The organism is Bosea sp. 685, from assembly GCF_031884435.1.
Taxonomy (GTDB): domain Bacteria; phylum Pseudomonadota; class Alphaproteobacteria; order Rhizobiales; family Beijerinckiaceae; genus Allobosea.
This window is the reverse complement of record NZ_CP134779.1, coordinates 6508446-6527545: the sequence shown is the minus strand read 5'-3', so window position 1 is coordinate 6527545 and position 19100 is coordinate 6508446. Positions and strand designations below refer to the sequence as shown.

Here is a 19100-nt window from a genome sequence, read left to right as displayed (position 1 = left end):
CTTCTGACGCACCAAGAGCTACTGTGTCCGCGCGCCCGCGTGCAAGCTCGCCCTCCCGAAGCGCGCAGGCAGCGATTGGACAGCGGCCCGATCCTGTCGTGGTTTTCGGTGTAGGCTGACGGGACGGCAATCCAGTGGAGATACACGCATGAAGCCGCTGACCCTTCTCGTCCTGCTGACGCTCGCCTGTACCAGTGCGCATGCCCAGACGCCCGGCCCCACAATCAAGCGAGAGCTGGCAGCCGAGAGCTGGAACAACAATCTGCCCGCGCCGGACGACCGCTACACGAACCCCAAGAGCAAGCTTTACAACGGCCCCAATGGCTGGTTCGGCACAGGCCGGGTGGTGGCCGAGATCGCCAATCCATCCAGGACCCGCTATGACTACAAGGCGAGTTTCGTCTCGACCAACCAGACATTCGTCGGCGTCGAGGCCGGCAAGCTCACGATCATGACCATGGATTTCGGCATCGAACGTCCGGCTGCCGGCGACTACAAGGCCGGGAGCAAGGCTGCCCCGTCAGCGAAGGCGGTCAAGGTTACCTTCGACGACCTGACGGACAAGAAGATCAGAGGCTGGGCCAGCGCGGATAATGCCGGCATCGTCACCGTGTCCGAGATCAACGGGTTTTTGTACTTCAAGCTCCGCGACCTCAGGCTCCAGCCTGTCGGGCCCTACAACACCGGCGACATGAAGGCCGTGATGACGATCGGCTTCGAGGGCGCCATTCCACCCGGCCGGTGACACCTATCAGCAGAGCCGCCAAGATATCGGCAGAGCCGCAAGCAAATCCGCCCATCAAAACAAAACGCCGCGCAAGGAGCGCGGCGTCTGCATCAGACTAAACCTTGCCACTCTCGCTCACGCGAGAGTGGCCGATCAGGCTAGGATCTTCTTGCGACGGGCCGGCTGGGCCGAGCGCGCGGCGGCGGCCTTGCGGCCGAGGCCCATCGTCTTGGCCAAAGCAGAACGCGCCTCGGCGTAGTTCGGCGCGACCATCGGATAATCCGCCGGCAGGCCCCATTTCGTGCGGTATTCGGCCGGCGTCATGCCGTAGGAGACGCCGAGATGCCGCTTCATCGACTTGAATGCCTTGCCATCCTCCAGGCAGATGATGGCGTCAGGCGTCACGGACTTCTTGATCGGCACGGCGGGCACGAGCGGCCCTGCGGGAGCGGCAGCCGGCTCCTCGCCAAGACCAGCCAGGGCGGCATGGGTGCTGGCGATCAAACCGGGCAGATCGGCACGCGGAACATTGTTATGCGCGACATAGGCTGCGACGACCATCGCCGAGAGGCCAATAAGCGCTTCGCTATCGTCGGACATTCTTCGACCTTAGACTTGAGAAAGTTAACGGCAATATTACTCCGCATCAAGGCAGAAGCAAGGCCTTATAGAGAAGCCGCATCTTTAGCTGTCTGAAAACTCTAGCCGCAAATGCAGATGGCCCAACGCGGGAGCAACCTGCTTGCGCGGAACGCCGTTACCCGCCGCGACACCACCAACATGCAGGAAATACAGCGCCATTCGCGCGCGCTGACAATGAAACGCGGATGAGCCAAAGCATTGGGCGAGAGGCTTGCCCGAGAGGCGGCTTACCCCAAGAGGCGCGGCCCGCAGCCTGCGCCACAGCCTGGACATCCACCAGGCCTTTCAACGATCTACGAGAAAAGCCTGGTGGAGCTGAGGGGAATCGAACCCCTGACCTCTGCAGTGCGATTGCAGCGCTCTCCCATCTGAGCTACAGCCCCAAGGCGCTGGCCTTCTAGGCTGTGCGTCGCGTGGATGTCAATCACCCGCACCACGACTTCGCGCATGACATCGTCGCGGGGTGGGCGGGCGCATCGCGCTGCCGGTCAACACTGATTCCAAGAGGAATGCCGATGCGTGCCGTTCTCGATGTGGTGATGCTCGCCTTGAACATCTACACATGGCTCTTGATCGCATCGGCCGTGCTGAGCTGGCTGATCGCCTTCAATGTCGTCAACACGCGCAACCAGTTCGTCGCCACTGTCTGGGATTCGCTCTACAAGATCACCGAGCCGGTGCTGCGGCCGATCCGCGAACGCCTGCCCAATCTCGGCGGCATCGACATCTCGCCGATCATCCTGCTGCTGCTGATCTTCTTCATCCAGAGCGTCATCGTCCGCTATATCTACCCGGCCGTCTTCTAGAGTTCAGAGGTTGCGTGCCGGCCTGGCGGGAATCGCAAACCGGCCTCCTCCTCTCCGTCAGGCTGACGCCGCGCGGCGGGCGCGATGGGCTCGACGGCGTCGAAACCCTGACTGAAGGCCGCGAGGTCCTGAAGATCAGGGTCCGCGCCGCACCCAGGGAGGGGCAAGCCAATGCGGCGCTGGTCGCGCTGCTGGCCAGGCTCATGGACGTGCCGCGCTCGCGGGTGAGGCTGGTCGCAGGTGCCTCGGCCCGGCTGAAGACCGTGCTCCTGGAGGGCGATGCGCCAGTGCTTCTGGCACGGCTGGAGGCATTTCTCGCAGCCGGGTGACCGGTTTTTGCCCAACGCTGCGACGCAACATGCGCTTGACGAAAGCCGCCGCATCCTGTTCGAGAGGGGCATGGACACGCCAGCGGCCCCATTCCCCGAGCGCCTGACCGAAGGTTATCGCGCTTTCCTCGACGACCGGTTCGACCGCGAGAAGAGCCGTTACGAGGAACTCGCCGATAGCGGGCAGACGCCGAAGATCATGCTGATCGGCTGCTGCGATTCGCGCGTTTCGCCCGAGATCATCTTCGATGCGCGCCCCGGCGAGATGTTCGTCGCCCGCAACGTCGCCAATCTGGTGCCGCCATTTTCGCCCGACGACCAGCTCCACGGCACCTCGGCGGCGCTCGAATACGCGGTGCAGGCACTGCGGGTCGAGCATATCGTCGTGCTCGGCCATGGCCGCTGCGGCGGCATCCGCGCCTTCGCCGACGATACGCAAGGCCCGCTCTCGCCCGGCGACTTCATCGGCAAATGGATCACGCTGATCGGCCCCGCCGCGCAGCGCACCGGCGGACGCGGCCGCAATGAGAGTTTCGAGGATTATGTCGAGCGGCTCTCGCTCGCTTCGATCCAGCAATCGCTGGCCAATCTGCGCACCTTCCCTTGCGTGCAGATCCTGGAAGGCAAGGGCCGCCTGCAATTGCACGGCGCCTATTTCGCGGTTGCGACCGGCGTGCTGATGCTGCTCGATCCGGCGACCGGGCAGTTCGTCCCGGCGGTCGGGGAGATGCCGAAGAAGGTTCAGATGATCCGCTGCGACGAGCCGGGCTGAGAGCCTCGCGCAGGCGACGCGTCGGGTGAATCAATGCGACTTTGGGTGCGATAAATTCCTCTCGCGCCCCCGATGACGGCTGGGCCGGCTTGCGCTAGATTGCTGCCTTCCGATCACCGCACTCTTGAAGCTCCATGTTCGATCGCAAGCCCCCCGCTGCCCAGCCTTTCGTCACCCACGAGAATATCGAAGCCAAGGTCAAATGGTTCGACCCCGAAAAGGGGTTCGGTTTTGCGTCGCCGGCCGACGGCTCCGGCGACGTCTTCCTGCATGTTTCGGCCCTCGGCCCGCTCGACCAGCAGGACCTCCAGCCCGGCGCGACGATCATCGCCGATCTCGGCGAGGGCCGGCGCGGCCTGCAGGTCGTCGCCGTTCACGAGATCGACGCCTCGACCGCGCAGCCGGCAGCGCCCCGCTCCGAGCGCGCGTCCCGTCCCTTCTCAGCCCGCCCGCCGCGTGACGATTTCGGCGGCGGCGGTGGATATGGCGGCGGTGGCTACAATGATCGCGGTGGCGATCGTGGTGGCTACAGCGACCGCGGCGGTGATCGCGGCGGCTTCGCCAGCCGCGACAGCGGGCCGATGGAAGGCCCCTTCGACGGCGCCGTGAAGTTCTTCAACTCCGATCGCGGTTTTGGCTTCATCGCCCCCGACAAGGGCGGGCCGGACGTGTTCCTGCACGTCTCCTCGCTCGGCCGCAGCGGCCTGCAGCCGCCGATGGACGGGCAGCGCGTGCGCTTCTCGATCCGCGCCGGCAAGAAAGGCCCCGAAGCGGCCGATGTCAGCTTCATCTGAGCGGCCCAGATCTGAACGGACCAAGATCTGAGCTACCCAAGCGCGCGACATGAACAAGGCCCGCCTCATCGGCGGGCCTTTTTGATTGGCGGCAAGGTTTACGCCACCTGAGCTGACGAATGTCCCCGTCGAGCTCCCGCGAACGGTCACCAGGGAGCGGCGCCACCGGCGATTTCTGATGCGGCGAGGCGGCCCAGGAGCGGCGCAAGGATCACGCCTGGGTGACCAATGGCAAGGTAGAGCCCCTTGCAGCCGGCGGCATGACCCGTTCTGGGAAGCTCGTCCGGGAACATCGGGCGTTGGCCGATCACGCCCGCCTCGAACCCGATGCGCTCGCTATCCATGACGAGCGCGCGAATGCGTCTAAGCATCTCCCGTCCCATCACATCGATGGCCCCGGCATCCGGCAGTGGATCTTTCAGGCTCCTGGCGACGATCATCGCATTGTCCGGCAACTGCCTGACCTCCAGCTCCGGGCTCTTGACGATGTGCGAGAGCAGGCGCCGATCAGAGCAATAGCGCAGCAGCAGCGCCGGCGAAATGAGGAGGCCGAAGGACAGCCCGAGCGGCCGCAGCAGCTCCTCGGTCCAAGGCCCGGCAGCCAGGACGACGAGATCAAATGCGATGGCTTCGGAAGCCGTGACCAGACCGGTCACGGCGCCGTCCGAGGCGCACAGGCTGATGACCTGCGTGTTGGTGAAGAGCTTCGCGCCGCGCTCGACCGCAGCCGCCAACAGGGTTGCCGCCAGGGCAGGCGGTTGCAGGGCGATGTCCTTGGGCGACGAGAGCGCACATGGCGGTACGCTTCGGAGGAACGGCTCGCGCCTTGCAAGCTCGGCGCCCGCGATCAGCTCCACATCGAGCCCTGCATTGCGGAACGTCCGGAAGAGGTTCTCGGTCTCGCCGGGCGTGGCCTTCCACAACAGCGAGCCGCGCGATGCGTCGCGGAAGGCGCCAGGCAGCTCCGCAGCAAGCCGTTCGTATTCCTCGACGGCCGCGCGGCGCAGCGAAAAAACCCGCGCATCGGCCGGGTCGACAAAGAGCGTGTTGACCCAGCCGAAACTTTTGCCGGTCGTGCCCACGGCCGGACCCGCTCCACGCTCGAAGACGCAGACCTCGATGCCGCGTCGAGCGAGGTGATAGGCAACCGAGGCGCCGATGATGCCGGCTCCGACGATGCCGACGCGGATATTCCGTCGTGTCATGAATTCCGTCGTGTCATGGAAGGCTCGGCGTTTCGACTGGGAATCACGCTTTCCAGAACGGCTTCGCGACTTCGATCTCGGCTTCGCGCCGGGTCAAGCCGAAATCGGCGAGGGCCTCCTTCGGCATCGAGATCAGCTCCCGCCCGAAGGCCCGTCGCTGCTGACGTCGCCGCTGCCAGGTTAGCAGCAGCGCGATCAGGCCCGTCGCCATATCCGCTTGCACATGTCGGGGATCGTCAGCGCCGCGCCGGAGCGCCTGCGGTGAACAAGGCTCACTAAAGGGTCGCGTCCACACGACGCGAAGGCGTCTCGCTGGATAGCTCCTGGCCGCAGATGGCATCAGATCCAAGCGCGGCTGCGTGTTTTCGATGGCGCGTACCATTGCCTTGTTCTCCTGGGAGGCTTATGCGCCTGCCGGGGCTGATCGCGCCATCGACTAATTCGCACCTTTTGGTGAGATAAGCTCACGAAGGACGCCCCTGCAATGGTTCGCTCGCTGCCGCCTCTCTCGGCCTTGAAGGCGTTCGAAGCCACGGCGCGGCTGGGCTCTGTCGGTCGCGCCGCGCGCGAGATCGGGAGAACACATGGAGCGGTCAGCCGCCAACTGAGCACCTTGCAGCAGCATGCCGGCGTCACCCTGTTCGAGAGGAAGGGAACGGGCCTGCAGCTGACGCCCTCGGGACAGGCTTTCCAGCGCACGGTCTCGGAGGCGCTCGATACGCTGGCGAACGGCTATCGAAGGCTGAGGGACGATGCGAGGGGCCCGAGCATTCACGTGGCCTGTTCCGCGACCTTCGCCATGCGCTGGCTGGTGCCGCATCTCGGCAATTTCTATCGCGAGCACCCCGGTATCCTGATCCGCCTGTCGATGACGTCACCACGTGACTCACGCGATGACGATGCCGACATCGCGCTGACCTGGGACCGCCTAGCATCGCCGATCTGCGACATGGACCAGGCGGTGAGTCTGGCGGATGTCGCTTTTGGGCCGGTCTGCGCACCTGGCTGCGCAATCGCGATCGAGGCCGGGCGCTTCGCCATGCCCGCTCGCATAGCGCATGAATACAACCCGCGCTCATGGGAGAATTGGGAGGCGGTTTCCGGCTTCCAGACCACGTCGGCGAGCGAGCAGTCTTTTCCGCACACCTATCTCTGCATCGAAGCCGCCTTGGCTGGTATCGGCGTCGCTTTGGCGGAACGCTATCTCGTTCAGTCGGAGATCGAGCAGGGCAAGCTCGTGGCGCCTTGCGGGTGGATCGCATTTTCTGGCGGTTTCGCGGTGATTCCGCTTTCGGATAGAGCCAGCCAGGAGCCAGGCCGTGTGTTCATCGCCTGGCTCAAGGCCGAACTCGAGAAAACCGGCACCGAGAGCCGGATGATGTCAGACGGCGTCACAAAGTGACTCCGTCTGACATCTGAATCCGTCTCTCGTCTAAAAGTGAGAGCAGGTTCAATGCGAAAAACCGGTTCCCACTTTTCCGCATCCTGCTCGGGAGACGAATTCAGACCCGCTCCAGCGCCCGGTGCGGCTGCGCCGGCAGCGTGACTTCGATCGCATCGCCGGGGCGAATCTCGCCGGCTGCCAGCACGATCGCCATGATGCCGGCCTTGCGGATGAGCTTGCCGTTCTCGTCGCGGCCGAGCACGGCGGCGAGAAGCTTTGGCCGGAACGCCTCGATCTGCGCGCAAGGATTGCGCAGGCCTGTGACCTCGACGAGCGCGTCAGGTCCCAACTGCAATCGCGCCCCGACCGGCAGGCCGAGCAGATCGAGCCCGCGCGTCAGCACGTTCTCGCCCATCTGCCCCGACGCGACGTCGAAACCCGCCGCATTCAATTCGTCGAGCAGTTCGGCCTGGAGCAGATGGACCTGGCGCAGATTGGGTTGCGTCGGATCGACCTTGACGCGCGAGCGATGCTTCACCGTCTCGCCGCAATGGGCGTCACCCTCGACGCCGAGGCCGGCGAGCAGGCGGATCGAAGACAGGTTCGGCTTACTGAAGGCATGGCCCAAAGCCGCGCTCACCGCGATGACTTTCGCTGCCAAAACCTGCGCTGCCAAAACCTGCGCTGCCACGACCAGACCTCCGCTTGCCCCGCAATGGCCCGCCTTCTGCCACGGCGCTCGGGCATTGGCGAGCCGCAAGAGCAGGATCAATGCGAATAGGTGGGAATCGGTTTTCGCTTTGATCCTGCTCCTAATATGGCTTGTCCGGAATGACGGTGGAAAATGAGGAAATCCAGGGCCCGAACCCGCTCCGCCTCCAAGACGACCCGCGCAAGAGCCCCTGCTCCAAGCACGAAAACGCCGGACCCGCATGGCGGATCCGGCGCAGGATCGAGAGGCTGGAAAGGACGAAGGCTCAGTGCCCTTCGTCGAGCCCGCCGACATGCTTCTGGGTGTAGAGTTCCAGCCCGATGCGCCCGATCAGTTCGAGCTGCGTCTCCAAGAAGTCGATATGGCCTTCCTCATCCTTCATCAGCGCCTTGAACAATTCTTCGGTCGGATAATCACCGACCTCGCGGCAGTACTTCGCCGCTTCCTGATAGAGCGCGCGCGCCTCGATCTCGGCCTTGAGATCGCACTCGATCACTTCGGGGACGGTCTCACCGATCCGCAGCGCATCCAGCGTCTGCATGTTCGGGAAACCTTCGAGGAAGAGGATGCGGTCGACGAAGCGGTCGGCATGGACCATCTCCTCGATCGATTCTTTCTTCCAGGTCTTGGCCATCTCCTTCAGACCCCAATTGTCGAGAATCCGGTAATGCAGCCAATACTGGTTGATCGCGGTGAGCTCCGAGCGAAGCCCCTTGTTGAGATATTCGATGACCTTCTTGTCACCCTTCATGGCGGAGCTCCTCGGCATCACATTAGAATGATCCTAATGTAGCTGGAGCTTTCTCAGAAGGAAAGGCCGTAAGTCGCGCGAAAGGCGCTTTTCTGCGCGGGCGACTCAGGCCGCGACGCGGTCGCTCGCGATCTCCAGCCCGTCCATCATCTGGCCAACGGAGACATGTACCGCGCATTCGATGTCGCGGCTGGCGCAGGAGCCGCACTGGCTCATGCAAACGGCGCGCGCCTCGGCCAGGATCGCGCGGACCTGCCGGGCGCAACCACCGCAGCTCGCGCTGCAGCCAAGGCAGTCATAAGCCTGGTTCGCCGTTGCCGGGCCACTGCCATCAGGAGCGATCGTGCCCTTGATCTGGCGGCACGACAAGACGTTACAGGAGCAGACGATCACGCGTGACGGCCCCCAGTCATGCGCGTCTCGATCTCCTCGCCATCGGCGCGGCGCAGCCGCACGATGACTTCGACCGAGGAAATCTCCATGCCTTCCGGCGCCTGCGGCAGGCCGGCGACCTGGATCATCGAGCCCGGGATGTCGACGACCGTCTCGTCGTCCTCATTGTAGAAATGGTGGTGCTCGGAGACATTGGTGTCGAAGAAGGTCTTCGGCCCCGAGACCGAGACCTGGCGCAGCAGCCCGGCTTCCGAGAACTGGCGCAGCGTGTTGTAGACGGTGGCAAGCGAAAGCGGCTCGCGGGCGCGGATCGCCTCCTCATAGAGCATCTCGGCGCTGACATGGCGGTCGCCCTTGGCGAAAAGCAGCCAGCCCAAGGCCATGCGCTGGCGCGTCGGCCGCAGGCCCGCGGTGCGCAGGCGCGCCTTCACCGCGCTGATCGGGCAGGACGTCGGGCTTTTCTGCGGCCACGGGATATGGTCCGCGATAATGCGGGGCTGACCCAGGTCCTTTGCAGGCAAAACACTCATCAATAACGCCTTCCAACAATGCCAGCTAACCGGCCTCGTAGTTTAGAAAACATCTAAACTACTGATATTGTTGTTATATTTGTCGTAGCGACAGGGAAATGTCAATCTGAGCAGGTGCGACATGACGCATCAGGCAAGGTCAAATCGCGCAACCTCCGCCGTCATTCCGGGGCTTCGCCCCGGGTCCGACCTGTGGTCGGCCCAAGGATAAACTCCGCGTAGAGCCCGGAACCCATATCCTCAGTCGGAGACGGGCAAAGCGCGGCAGCGGTAACGCGCTATCTGGCAAATCCCATGGTCACGGGTTCCGGGCTCGCCGCTGCGGCGCCCCGGAATGATGGCGTGGTCTCAATGCCCTCCGCCGCCGGCCGGCGCGGCCTTGGGCGGCTTGCTCATGAACAGCGCCATCAGCACGAGCGCGCCGAAGATCAGGGTCAGCCCGAGGAAGACGTCGCCGAAGGCCATGATCAACGCCTGCTTATGGGCGCGCTGGTTGATCATGGCTAAGGCCATCGACTGGGCGGCATCACCGAAATCGGAAAAACGCTGCGTCAGCGCCGCGATGTTCTCTTCGGCGATCTGGCGACCCGCAGCGACCATCTCATGCAGCCGCGTGATGTGCAGGTCGGTGCGCGTGTTCAGCACCGTGTTGATCAGGGCCAGGCCCACCGCGCCGCCGAGATTGCGGGTCAGGTTGTAGAGGCCCGACGCATTCTTGAGCTGATGCGGCGACAAGGTGCCGAGTGCGAGATTGTTGATCGGCACCATGCACAGCATCAGCGAGCAGCCGCGCAGGATCTGCGGAACCAGCAACTCGTAGAAATCCCAATCCGCCGTGATCGCGGAGGCGATATAGGTTCCCAGCGCAAAACCGCCGAAGCCGATCATCATCATCACGCGTGGGTCGAGCTTGGTCGAGAGCCGCCCGGCGATCGGCGCGGTCAGGAACATGCACAGGCCGGTGACGAACATCGTCTGGCCGATCATCAGCGCGTCATAGCCGCGGATGCGCCCGAGATAGACCGGGTAGAGATAAGTCAGCCCGTAGAGGCCGATACCCATGCAGAAGGAGAACAGCGAGCCGAAGGCGAAGTTGCGGTTCGTGAAGGCGTAGAGGTCGACCAGCGGGTCGTCCCGCGTCAGCGCCCGCCAGAAGAACAGGATCGCGCCGGCGACCATCACAAAGGAGAAGAACACGATCTCATGGCTCTCGAACCAGTCGAGCCGCGTACCTTCCTCCAGCACATATTCGAGGCTGCCGAGGAAGGAGGCCATGCCGATCAGGCCGAGCCAGTCGAAACGCTTCAGCAGCCCGGCCTGCGGCTTGTCGAAATCGATCAGCGTCCAGGCCGCGATCGAGACGCAGATGCCCGGCACGACATTGACCAGAAACAGCCAGTGCCAGGAGAAGGCATGGCTGAGATAGCCGCCGACGGTCGGCCCGATCGTCGGGGCCAGCGTCGCCACCAGCCCGATGATCGGCGAGACGATCGGCCGCTTGGACGCCGGGAAGATGGTGAAGGCTGCGGCGAACACCCCGGGGATCATGCCGCCGCCGATGAAGCCCTGGACGGCGCGCCACAGGATCATCTCGTTGATCGAGGACGACATCGCGCAAAGCACGCTGGCCATTGTGAAGCCTGCTGCCGCGATCGAGAAGAACACCCGCGTCGAGAAGGCGCGGCTCAGATAGCCCGAAAGCGGGATCATGATCACTTCGGCGATCAGATAGGCGGTCTGGACCCAGGCGATCTCGTCCGAGGAGGCGGACAGGCCGGCCTGGATCTCGGCGAGCGAGGCCGAGACGATCTGGATGTCCAGGATCGCCATGAACATGCCGAAGACCATGGCGATGAAGGCGAAGATCCGCCGCCTCGGAATGGCGTCCTCTTTCGGAGGGGCGCCGGCTGGACTGGTCAGCGTCGCGGTGGCCATGGCGGCCCGCCTTTCATCGTGGGTGTCATCCCGTGCGCGCTGCGGCGCGCAGTGCCGCTGGGCAGACACGGGATCGTCATCGGAAAGAGGCGCCTTCTCGTCACGCGATCCCGCATCTGCACCGCGACACTGCGCGCCGCAGCGCGTGCGGGCTGACCCGATGCCTCAGCGCTGCGAAGCAGGCCGCGGATCGATGCTCACCACGACCGACATGCCCGGGCGCAGCACATGCTTGCCGGCCGATTCCGGCGCAAGCGCGATGCGCACCGGCACGCGCTGGACGATCTTGGTGAAGTTGCCCGTCGCATTGTCGGGCGGCAGCAGCGTGAAGACCGAGCCCGTGCCGCCGGCGATGCCGCTGACCTTGCCCTCGAAGACCTGACCGGGCAGCGCATCGACCGTGATCGAGGCCTTGTCGCCGATCTTCAGCGGGCCGACCTGCGTCTCCTTGAAGTTCGCATCGACATAGACCTGGTCGAGCGGGACGATCGACATCAGGCGCTTGCCGGCGCTGACGAGATCGCCGAGCTGGACATTGGTGTTGGCGACGAGGCCGTCAATCGGCGCGGCGATCTTGGTGAAGGTGAGGTCGCGCTCGGCTTTCTGCTCGGCCACCTTGAGTTCGTCGGCCTGGCGAGCCGCCTCGACGCTCTGCGCCTTCAGCACCTCGACATTGGCGTCAGCTTGCACGACGCCGGCCTTGGCGCTCGCCAGAGAGGCGACAGCCTGGTCGCGCCCCGCCCTGGCGGCGTCGAGCGTGGCCTGCGAACCGTAGGATTTGGCGGCAAGGCTGTTGGCACGATCGAAATCGGCAGCCGTGCGGGTGACGGCCGCCTCGGCCGAAGTCTGCTGGGCGCGCGCCTGCACCAGCGCGGCACGGCCGGCTTCAATCTGGCTGTCGATGCGCAGCAGCGTCGCGGTGGCGGTCGCGCTCTTGGCCTTGGCGCTGCCCAGCGCAAGACGCCAGTCGCCATCATCGAGCGCCACCAGCGGTTGGCCGGCCTTGACCTCCTGGTTCTGCACCACGGAGACCGTCGCGATATTGGCCGCGAGCTTGGCCGAGATCGTCGCCATCTCGGCGCCGACATAGGCGTCGTCGGTCGAGACGATGAAGCGGCCATTCTTCCACCACTCGACGCCGTACCAGGCGCCGACGCCCACCGCCGCCGTCACCAGCAGCAGCAGGCCGGCCCGGCGCACCCCACCGCGCTTCGCCTTCGGCGCCGCAGCCGTCTCGGCCGCGTCCTGGGGCGCAGCCTCGCCGGGCTGGCGGGCATGGGCGGGCTGTGTGGTATCCATCGCGGGGTCGACCAGCTTGAGCCGGTCGCGACGCTGGTCGGTGATGGTCTCGGCGGACATGGAAACATCCTGGCGATAGTCAATTCGAACCGGTAGGTTCGATTTCGGTTGAAATAGCGCCATCGATGGCGCATATCAAGAGGAATCGAACCAGCTGGTTCGATTCTTTTTCAAGGGCGGCCGAGGGCCGCCGGGCGGCAGCACCAAACGGACATTATGAGCGAAATACTTGAGCGAGCCATTAAGTCGACATCGCGGAATCGGCGCATCGCGGGAGCTGACCCCGACAAGCGCCGCCAGATCCTCGACGGCGCGCTCGAGGTCTTCACGGCGCGCGGCTTCGACGCGGCGAGCGTGAGCGACATCGCGGCCGCTGCGAATGTCTCCAAGAGCACGCTCTATGTCTATTTCGAGGATAAGGAGCATCTCTTCGTCGCCCTGATCGAGCGCGAGCGCGAGGCGCAGAAGCGCGGCCTTTACGAGATCCTGAACAACGATCTCGATCTCGCCCATGGGCTGGCGGGCTTCGGCGAGGGGCTGGCGCGCATGCTGACCAGCGATTTCGCCGTCAGCGCCCACCGCATCGTGCTCGGCGTCGCCGAGCGCATGCCCGATCTCGGCAAGGAGTTCTACGAGCGCGGCCCCGGATACGGCACCCAATGCCTCGCGGGTTACCTCGGCCGCCAGGTCGAGAAGGGCGTGCTCGACATCGACGACACCGAGCTCGCAGCCGTGCAGTTCGTCGATCTCTGCCAGTCGACCCTGGTGCGCCCGCGCCTGTTCAACGCCAAGCGCAGCCCCGCCCCCGAGGCCGAGATCAAGCGCGTCGTTACCTCGGCCGTCACGATGTTCCTCGCCCGCTATGCGCGAGACGCTGGAAAATCGAAGGCTTGAGCCCCCTCAGCCCTCGTCCTGAGGAGCGCCGCAGGCGCGTCTCGAAGGATGCTCCAGATGGTTCCAGAGCCTCCTGAACCATCCTTCGAGACGCCGCTACGCGGCTCCTCAGGATGAGGGCTCATCTTTCCAATTGTCCTTGAGCCGATTTGCCACGAGGCCTCGCCGCCAGATCCCGCTTGACCCCGCAGGCTTGCGCGATTTTAAGCGGTTGCAAGCCTTGCGCTCCCAAGCCTGCGCTCCAGCGAAAGACCCCCGATGAGCGATTCCCGCGTTCTGTCAGATGCGTTCATTCCGGAACTGCCTAACCGCTACAACGGCAAGGTCCGCGAGAATTACGATCTGCCCGATGGCCGCCGCATCATCATCGCGACCGACCGCCTGAGCGCCTTCGACCTGATCCTGACCGCTATCCCGTTCAAGGGGCAGGTGCTGACCCAGACGGCGCGCTACTGGTTCGAGGAAACCGCCGATATCTGCCCCAACCATGTGCTGGCCTATCCCGACCCCAATGTCGTGATCGGCACCAGGCTCGACATCCTCCCGGTCGAGATCGTCGTGCGCGGCTATCTCGCCGGCACGACCAGCACCTCCATCCTGACGAAGTACAGGAACGGCGAACGCGAGATGTACGGCATGCGCCTGCCCGACGGTCTGCGCGACAACGAAAAACTGCCCGAAGCGATCATCACCCCGACCAGCAAGGCCTTCGACGGCGGCCATGACGAGCCTTTGTCGGGCACCGAGATTCTGTCGCAGGGGCTGTTGAGCCAGGAACAATGGGAAAGCGTCTCGCGCTATGCGCTGGCGTTGTTCGCACGCGGCCAGGCCCGCGCCGCCGAGCGCGGCCTGATCCTCGTCGACACCAAATACGAATTCGGTACGGACAAGACCGGCGCCATCATCCTCGCCGACGAGATCCACACCCCCGACAGCAGCCGCTACTGGGTCACTGAGAGCTATGAGAAGAGCCTGACCGAGGGCACGCGACCGGTCAGCTTCGACAAGGACTTCGTCCGCGCCTGGGTCGCGGCGCGCTGCGACCCCTATAAGGACCCGATCCCGGCGATTCCCGCCGCGCTCGTCGAGCAGACCTCGCGTGTCTATATCCAGGCCTATGAGATGATCACGGGCGAGAGCTTTGCGCCCGATCTCTCCGGCGCAACCGTCCTGGACCGCATCCGGGCGAACCTCGCACCCTATTTCGCCTGATCGGCGGGGCGTTTGACGGGCGCTGACATCCGCCCGCTAAAGCATGACATTCTGGCTCGAGGCCGCGCCGTCATTGCGGGGCAGGCCGCAGGCTTGAGCCCGGAACCCATGAACACCACGTCATCCGTCATGGTCGGGCTTGTCCCGACCATCCACGTCTTCGTGGACCGAAGCCTGTGTTCAAGACGTGGATGCTCGCCACAAGGGCGAGCATGACGTCAGGTTCATGGGTTCGGGGCTCTTCGCTACGCAAAGCCCCGGGATGACGGCGCGTTTCCGAACCCAAACACCCCGCGCTAACCCGCGCCCAATCGCTTCGACGGCTCGTATTGTTCCTCGAGCCGGTTCGCATGTCGGTGCAGCAGGCGCCAGCCGCCATCCTCGAACCGGAACACATGGGTGACCCGGTTCGACCATTGCGTCGGCTGCTCCATGCCCGACATTGTCACGCTGAAGGTCTCGATATCGGTCGTGTAGGCGAGATCGGCCCCCACCACGGTGGTGATGTTGCTGTGGCTGACCGTGCCGCCCTTGAAGCGTTCCGCCGCCCAGTCCCAGCGCCGCGAGACCTCGTCCCAACCCTTTTCATATCCGCCCCAGCCATAGAAGCTGGTCGCGTCGTCGCGATGCGAATAGAGCGCCTTGATCGGCTCGACATCGCCATTGGCGACATGGGCGAGTGCCGTTTTCAGCACGTCGAGGGCAACCCCGAAGGCCTCTTTCGCCGATAGTGATGCGCTGTCCATTCCGCCCTCCTGCAAGTCCATGAGGCTAGCATGACCGGCAGGGCGTCAGGCAAGGGCGGCCGCCGCAAAACCGCATCGGCAAACCGAGACAGCCGTCGTCCGGAGAATGACGGGCTTGCATGATTCGTAATATCCATTAATCTGGATATATGGAAATCGAAACAGCCATCACCGCGCTCGGCGCATTGGCGCAGGCGACCCGCCTCGACAGCTTCCGTCTGCTGGTTCGCCATGAGCCCGCAGGCCTGGCCGCCGGCGAGATCGCCCGCCTTCTCGACGTGCCGCAGAACACCATGTCGGCGCATCTGGCGACGCTGTCGCGCGCAGGCCTCGTCACATCGGAAAGGCGCAGCCGCTCGATCGTCTACCGCGCCGATCTGGATGGTTTGCGCGGGCTGACCCTCTTCCTCGTCAAGGATTGCTGCGCCGGAAAGCCCGAGCTTTGCGCACCGCTGATCGCCGAACTGACCCCGTGCTGCTGACTGGAATGCACATGAGCACCGACATCGTCATCTACCACAACCCGGCCTGCGGCACCTCGCGCAACACGCTGGCGATGATCCGCAATGCCGGCATCGAGCCGCATGTCGTCGAATATCTGAAGACGCCCCCAGTCAGGGCGCTGCTGGTCCAGCTGATCGCCCGCGCGCGCCTGGCGCCGCGCGATCTGCTGCGCGAGAAGGGCACGCCCTATGCCGAGCTCGGCCTTGGCGAGATGTCCTTGCCCGACGATGCGCTGATCGACGCGATGCTGGCGCACCCCATCCTGATCAACCGGCCGCTGGTGGTTTCACCGCTCGGCGTCAAGCTCTGCCGGCCCTCCGAAGCCGTGCTGGACTTGCTGCCCGCCTCCCAGCAGGGCGCTTTCGCCAAGGAGGATGGCGAGCGCGTCATCGACGAGACCGGAACGAGGATTTCGGCATGACGACCGCGCCTGCGCCCGAAAGGCTCTCCTTCCTCGATCGCTACCTGACGCTCTGGATTTTTGCGGCGATGGCGCTCGGCATCGCGCTTGGCACAGTCTTCACCGGCCTGCCCGCCGCGCTCGAGAGCCTCTCGATCGGCACGACCAACATCCCGATCGCGATCGGCCTGATCTTGATGATGTACCCGCCGCTGGCGCGCGTCCGCTATGAGGAATTGCCGGCCGTCTTCGCCGACAAGCGCGTATTGGCGCTGTCGCTGGTCCAGAACTGGCTGATCGGCCCCGTCCTGATGTTCGCGCTGGCGGTGATCTTCCTGCGCGATCAGCCGCATTACATGACCGGGCTGATCCTGATCGGCCTCGCGCGCTGCATCGCCATGGTGCTGGTCTGGAACCAGCTCGCCAAGGGCGACAACCAATATGTCGCCGGCCTCGTCGCCTTCAACTCGCTCTTCCAGATCCTGTTCTTCAGCGTCTATGCCTGGTTCTTCCTCAGTGTTCTGCCGCCGCTGTTCGGGCTGGAGGGCAGCGTCGTCGCGGTCAGCTTCTGGACGATCGCGCAAGCGGTTGCGATCTATCTCGGCATCCCCTTCCTGGCCGGCTATCTGACACGGCGCATCCTGACCGCGCGCCAAGGCCAGGAATGGTACGAGGAAACCTTCCTACCGCGCATCGGGCCGGTCACGCTGGCCGCGCTGCTGTTCACCATCGTCGCAATGTTCGGGCTTAAAGGTAGCGATCTGCTGCGCCTGCCTTTCGACGCGGTGCGGATCGCAATCCCGCTGGCGCTGTATTTCGTGCTGCAGTTCCTGATCAGCTTCGCCATGGGTAAATGGATCGAGGCCGACTATCCCCGCACCACGGCCGTCGCCTTCACCGCCTCGGGCAATAATTTCGAGCTCGCCATCGCGGTTGCGATCTCCAGCTTCGGCCTCGCCTCGCCGGTCGCTTTTGCTGCCGTGATCGGCCCCCTGGTCGAGGTGCCGGTCCTCGTCCTGCTCGTCCATGTCGCGCTCTGGCTCGGCCGCCGCTGGTTTTCCCCGCCGGTACCAGCGACCGACCTCCCGGCCATCGCCGGGCGGGCAGCGCCCTGACAACCTCTAGGTCCTGGGCTTCCCCTTGCCGGGCACCGACAGAAGCCGGTTCGACGTCGTCGCTTCCAGAATGACCATCGTCGAGGTTTCGGCCTGAGGGCGTGTGCCGCCTGGAGCGCGCCATCGCCAATTATGTCTCGTCGCGCGCCCAGCTTCAGGGGCCGGAAGCCTCGCTGCGCCATGAACGCATCGAGGCGTGAGATTAGCGCATACTACTTCAGGCCCTTGAGGCTATTGATGATGCTGGAGAGGTCCTTGAGATTCTCGGTCTCGCCCTCGGGCGAAGCCCAATAGGTCAGGACGAGGCCCTTGGTATCGGTCACCTGCAGCAGCGTCAGGCTGACATGCGTCGGACCGTCCTCGTCCTTGCCGTTCCATTTGACCTGGACACCTTCGAGCCCGTTGATCGAGAAAGGCTTCTGCTCCTGGCTCGCCTGGTCGATGACGACATCCTTGCTCTTCAGCCATGTGACCGCGTCGGCGATCGCCTGCGCCGCATCCTTGAGCTCGGTGACCTCGACGGAGACATAGACGGTCTCGTCCTCCGAGGTCGACTGGACGCCCTTGTCGATCTCGCTCGATTCCCAACCATCCGGCAGCGTGATCACCGCGACCGGATTGGGGTCGGGGATCGAATAGGTCTTGGCCGCTGCGAGTAGCGGAAATGCGACGAGGCAGGTGGCCGTCAGAACGGTGCGGATGAAAGCGGATGGCATCGAGACTGTCCTTGAGAGAGGGTGCCCGCTTTTCACGCCGGCCCCGCATACTACAAGACCGTACGGCATCCGCCTAACCCTGCGCCTCGCTGGGGAAGCTCGCGTCCCGGGGCGAGCAGGATGCCGGAAGCACTCCTGTCTCAGGCGCTCAGCAGCCGCGCCTTGATGCGCTCGCGATGCGCGGTGTAGAGGCCCGACCCCGCAATGATCACCGCACCGACCAGCGTCCAAATATCGGGCAGAACGGCGAACAGGAAAAAGCCGAAGATCGCGGCCCAGAGCAACTGCATATAGGAGAACGGCGCCAGCAGCGAAGCGTCGGCGTGGCGGAAGGCCTGCACCACCAGCCAGTGGCCGATCGTCGAGGTGGCGCCGACGAAGACGCCGAGCCAGACCATCTCCGCCGTCAAGGGCTGCCAGGTGAAGGGCATCACCGCGCTGACGATCGCAAAGCCGATCATCGCCGAATAGGCCAAGGTCGTCAGCGGGCTCTCGGTCCGGCTCATCATGCGGGTCACGATCAGCGCGAAGGCCCAGGTCGAGGCCGAGACGACCGGCAGCAGCGAGGCGAGCTGGAAGCCGGCCCCGCCCGGCCGCACCACGATCAGCACGCCGAGCAGCCCGACCAGCGTCGCGGTCCAGCGCCGCCAGCCGATGGTTTCGCCCAGGATCGGGATCGACAAGGCCGTGACGAACAAGGGCGCGATGAAGCTCGTCGCCGTGGCATCGGCGATCGGCAGATATTTGAGCCCGATCACGAACAGGATCGAGGAGCCCGTGACTCCGAGGCCGCGCAGGAACTGCAGCATCGGCTTGCGCGTCCGCAACCGCTCCAGGCCGCCGCTGCGCGCCACGATGGCGAGCATGATCACGGTGAAGACGCTGTAGCGCAGCCAGGTGATCTGCAGGGGCGGCACCGTCGTGGTGAGCAGCTTCGAGACCACGTCCGACGCGGTCAGGAAGAAGGTCGACAGCAGGATCAGCCCGATGCCGCGAAAGGCATTGTCGCGACGCAGCGGCAACGCCGCCGTCACAGGCGGCAAGGGTGTCGGTTCTGGGTGGGGAGCGTTTGGCAAATCATCGACGCGCGGGATTGAAACGCGACGCTAATCGATTTGATCGGTCCCGCGTTGCGCAAAGATCGAACGGCGACCATGCATGGCCGCGCCAAGGCATCGGCACAGCAACAAGACCCATCAAGAAAAAGGCGGGCTTTTGGCCCGCCTCGATCAGC

Annotated in this window: 23 protein-coding genes and 1 tRNA gene; 11 read left to right on the top strand and 13 right to left on the bottom strand. The window is 64.5% G+C overall.

Annotation, left to right across the window (positions count from 1 at the left end; all coding sequences use genetic code 11):
* Window positions 1-148 precede the first annotated feature (148 nt).
* Window positions 149-745 carry a hypothetical protein gene (locus RMR04_RS31785; protein WP_311912465.1) on the top strand — a complete coding sequence of 199 codons (597 nt, stop codon included), beginning with the start codon at window positions 149-151 and terminating at the stop codon, window positions 743-745.
* Window positions 746-880: 135 nt separating this feature from the next.
* Here RMR04_RS31785 and RMR04_RS31780 read toward each other — a convergent pair whose 3' ends face one another.
* Together RMR04_RS31780 and RMR04_RS31775 are read right to left on the bottom strand one after the other, a co-directional pair.
* Window positions 881-1327 carry a Ros/MucR family transcriptional regulator gene (locus tag RMR04_RS31780; protein ID WP_311912463.1) on the bottom strand — a complete coding sequence of 149 codons (447 nt, stop codon included), beginning with the start codon at window positions 1325-1327 and terminating at the stop codon, window positions 881-883.
* Window positions 1328-1676: 349 nt separating this feature from the next.
* Window positions 1677-1752 (bottom strand) — tRNA-Ala (locus tag RMR04_RS31775).
* Window positions 1753-1884: 132 nt separating this feature from the next.
* Between RMR04_RS31775 and RMR04_RS31770 the strand changes: the two genes are divergently transcribed.
* The 4 genes from RMR04_RS31770 to RMR04_RS31755 all read left to right on the top strand — a co-directional run bounded on the left by RMR04_RS31770 (window position 1885) and on the right by RMR04_RS31755 (window position 4070).
* The gene (locus RMR04_RS31770) at window positions 1885-2175 is read left to right on the top strand and encodes a YggT family protein (RefSeq protein ID WP_311912462.1); all 291 of its coding nucleotides are present in this window, start codon (window positions 1885-1887) and stop codon (window positions 2173-2175) included.
* A gap of 14 nt (window positions 2176-2189) precedes the next feature.
* Entirely contained in the window at window positions 2190-2504 is a 315-nt protein-coding gene (locus RMR04_RS31765; protein WP_311912460.1) for a DUF167 family protein, read from the top strand.
* 70 nt (window positions 2505-2574) lie between these two features.
* The gene (locus RMR04_RS31760; protein WP_311912458.1) at window positions 2575-3276 is read left to right on the top strand and encodes a carbonic anhydrase; all 702 of its coding nucleotides are present in this window, start codon (window positions 2575-2577) and stop codon (window positions 3274-3276) included.
* Window positions 3277-3410: 134 nt separating this feature from the next.
* A complete protein-coding gene (locus tag RMR04_RS31755) occupies window positions 3411-4070 on the top strand; it encodes a cold-shock protein (RefSeq protein ID WP_311912456.1) in 660 nt (219 codons plus the stop codon).
* A 146-nt stretch (window positions 4071-4216) separates the two neighbouring features.
* Here RMR04_RS31755 and RMR04_RS31750 read toward each other — a convergent pair whose 3' ends face one another.
* Both RMR04_RS31750 and RMR04_RS31745 read right to left on the bottom strand, forming a co-directional pair.
* Window positions 4217-5275 carry an NAD(P)/FAD-dependent oxidoreductase gene (locus tag RMR04_RS31750; RefSeq protein ID WP_311912455.1) on the bottom strand — a complete coding sequence of 353 codons (1059 nt, stop codon included), beginning with the start codon at window positions 5273-5275 and terminating at the stop codon, window positions 4217-4219.
* Window positions 5276-5318: 43 nt separating this feature from the next.
* Window positions 5319-5486, bottom strand: a complete 168-nt coding sequence (locus tag RMR04_RS31745) for a DUF1127 domain-containing protein (protein WP_311912454.1) — start codon at window positions 5484-5486, stop codon at window positions 5319-5321.
* Window positions 5487-5759: 273 nt separating this feature from the next.
* Between RMR04_RS31745 and RMR04_RS31740 the strand changes: the two genes are divergently transcribed.
* Window positions 5760-6677, top strand: coding sequence for a LysR substrate-binding domain-containing protein (locus RMR04_RS31740; protein WP_311912452.1), 918 nt, complete (start codon window positions 5760-5762; stop codon window positions 6675-6677).
* Window positions 6678-6777: 100 nt separating this feature from the next.
* On the opposite strand, the gene RMR04_RS31735 is transcribed toward RMR04_RS31740, so the two are convergent.
* The 6 genes from RMR04_RS31735 to RMR04_RS31710 form a co-directional block, all read right to left on the bottom strand.
* A complete protein-coding gene (locus RMR04_RS31735; protein ID WP_311916008.1) occupies window positions 6778-7320 on the bottom strand; it encodes an MOSC domain-containing protein in 543 nt (180 codons plus the stop codon).
* Between the two features lie 316 nt (window positions 7321-7636).
* A complete protein-coding gene (gene bfr / locus RMR04_RS31730; protein ID WP_311912451.1) occupies window positions 7637-8122 on the bottom strand; it encodes a bacterioferritin in 486 nt (161 codons plus the stop codon).
* A 105-nt stretch (window positions 8123-8227) separates the two neighbouring features.
* Window positions 8228-8515, bottom strand: a complete 288-nt coding sequence (locus RMR04_RS31725; RefSeq protein ID WP_311912450.1) for a (2Fe-2S)-binding protein — start codon at window positions 8513-8515, stop codon at window positions 8228-8230.
* Window positions 8512-9045, bottom strand: coding sequence for an iron response transcriptional regulator IrrA (gene irrA / locus RMR04_RS31720; RefSeq protein ID WP_410492184.1), 534 nt, complete (start codon window positions 9043-9045; stop codon window positions 8512-8514). The genes RMR04_RS31725 and irrA overlap by 4 nt, the downstream gene beginning before the upstream one ends.
* A gap of 348 nt (window positions 9046-9393) precedes the next feature.
* A complete protein-coding gene (locus tag RMR04_RS31715) occupies window positions 9394-10980 on the bottom strand; it encodes a DHA2 family efflux MFS transporter permease subunit (RefSeq protein WP_311912449.1) in 1587 nt (528 codons plus the stop codon).
* Window positions 10981-11145: 165 nt separating this feature from the next.
* Window positions 11146-12339, bottom strand: coding sequence for an HlyD family secretion protein (locus RMR04_RS31710; RefSeq protein ID WP_311912447.1), 1194 nt, complete (start codon window positions 12337-12339; stop codon window positions 11146-11148).
* Window positions 12340-12495: 156 nt separating this feature from the next.
* Here RMR04_RS31710 and RMR04_RS31705 point away from each other — a divergent pair, with 156 nt between their 5' ends.
* Together RMR04_RS31705 and RMR04_RS31700 are read left to right on the top strand one after the other, a co-directional pair.
* Entirely contained in the window at window positions 12496-13173 is a 678-nt protein-coding gene (locus tag RMR04_RS31705; protein ID WP_311912446.1) for a TetR/AcrR family transcriptional regulator, read from the top strand.
* 258 nt (window positions 13174-13431) lie between these two features.
* Window positions 13432-14385: a phosphoribosylaminoimidazolesuccinocarboxamide synthase gene (locus RMR04_RS31700; RefSeq protein WP_311912444.1), complete on the top strand. Its 954-nt coding sequence runs from the start codon at window positions 13432-13434 to the stop codon at window positions 14383-14385.
* 296 nt (window positions 14386-14681) lie between these two features.
* Here the strand turns inward: RMR04_RS31700 and RMR04_RS31695 are convergent, their stop codons facing one another.
* A complete protein-coding gene (locus RMR04_RS31695) occupies window positions 14682-15131 on the bottom strand; it encodes a YybH family protein (RefSeq protein WP_311912442.1) in 450 nt (149 codons plus the stop codon).
* Between the two features lie 149 nt (window positions 15132-15280).
* Between RMR04_RS31695 and RMR04_RS31690 the strand changes: the two genes are divergently transcribed.
* From RMR04_RS31690 to arsB, 3 genes are read left to right on the top strand one after another with little or no spacing between them, the layout of a single operon-like run.
* Window positions 15281-15613 (top strand): ArsR/SmtB family transcription factor, encoded by a 333-nt coding sequence (locus tag RMR04_RS31690; protein WP_311912441.1) that lies wholly within the window; start codon window positions 15281-15283, stop codon window positions 15611-15613.
* 5 nt (window positions 15614-15618) lie between these two features.
* On the top strand, window positions 15619-16056 hold the full coding sequence (arsC, locus tag RMR04_RS31685) for an arsenate reductase (glutaredoxin) (RefSeq protein ID WP_311916007.1): 438 nt from the start codon (window positions 15619-15621) through the stop codon (window positions 16054-16056).
* Window positions 16053-17150 (top strand): ACR3 family arsenite efflux transporter, encoded by a 1098-nt coding sequence (gene arsB / locus RMR04_RS31680; protein ID WP_311912440.1) that lies wholly within the window; start codon window positions 16053-16055, stop codon window positions 17148-17150. The genes arsC and arsB overlap by 4 nt, the downstream gene beginning before the upstream one ends.
* A 212-nt stretch (window positions 17151-17362) precedes the next feature.
* Here arsB and RMR04_RS31675 read toward each other — a convergent pair whose 3' ends face one another.
* Complete coding sequence (locus RMR04_RS31675; protein WP_311912439.1) at window positions 17363-17866, bottom strand: histidine kinase; 504 nt, start codon at window positions 17864-17866, stop codon at window positions 17363-17365.
* A 140-nt stretch (window positions 17867-18006) separates the two neighbouring features.
* Window positions 18007-18909: a DMT family transporter gene (locus RMR04_RS31670; protein ID WP_410492183.1), complete on the bottom strand. Its 903-nt coding sequence runs from the start codon at window positions 18907-18909 to the stop codon at window positions 18007-18009.
* Window positions 18910-19100: the final 191 nt, after the last annotated feature.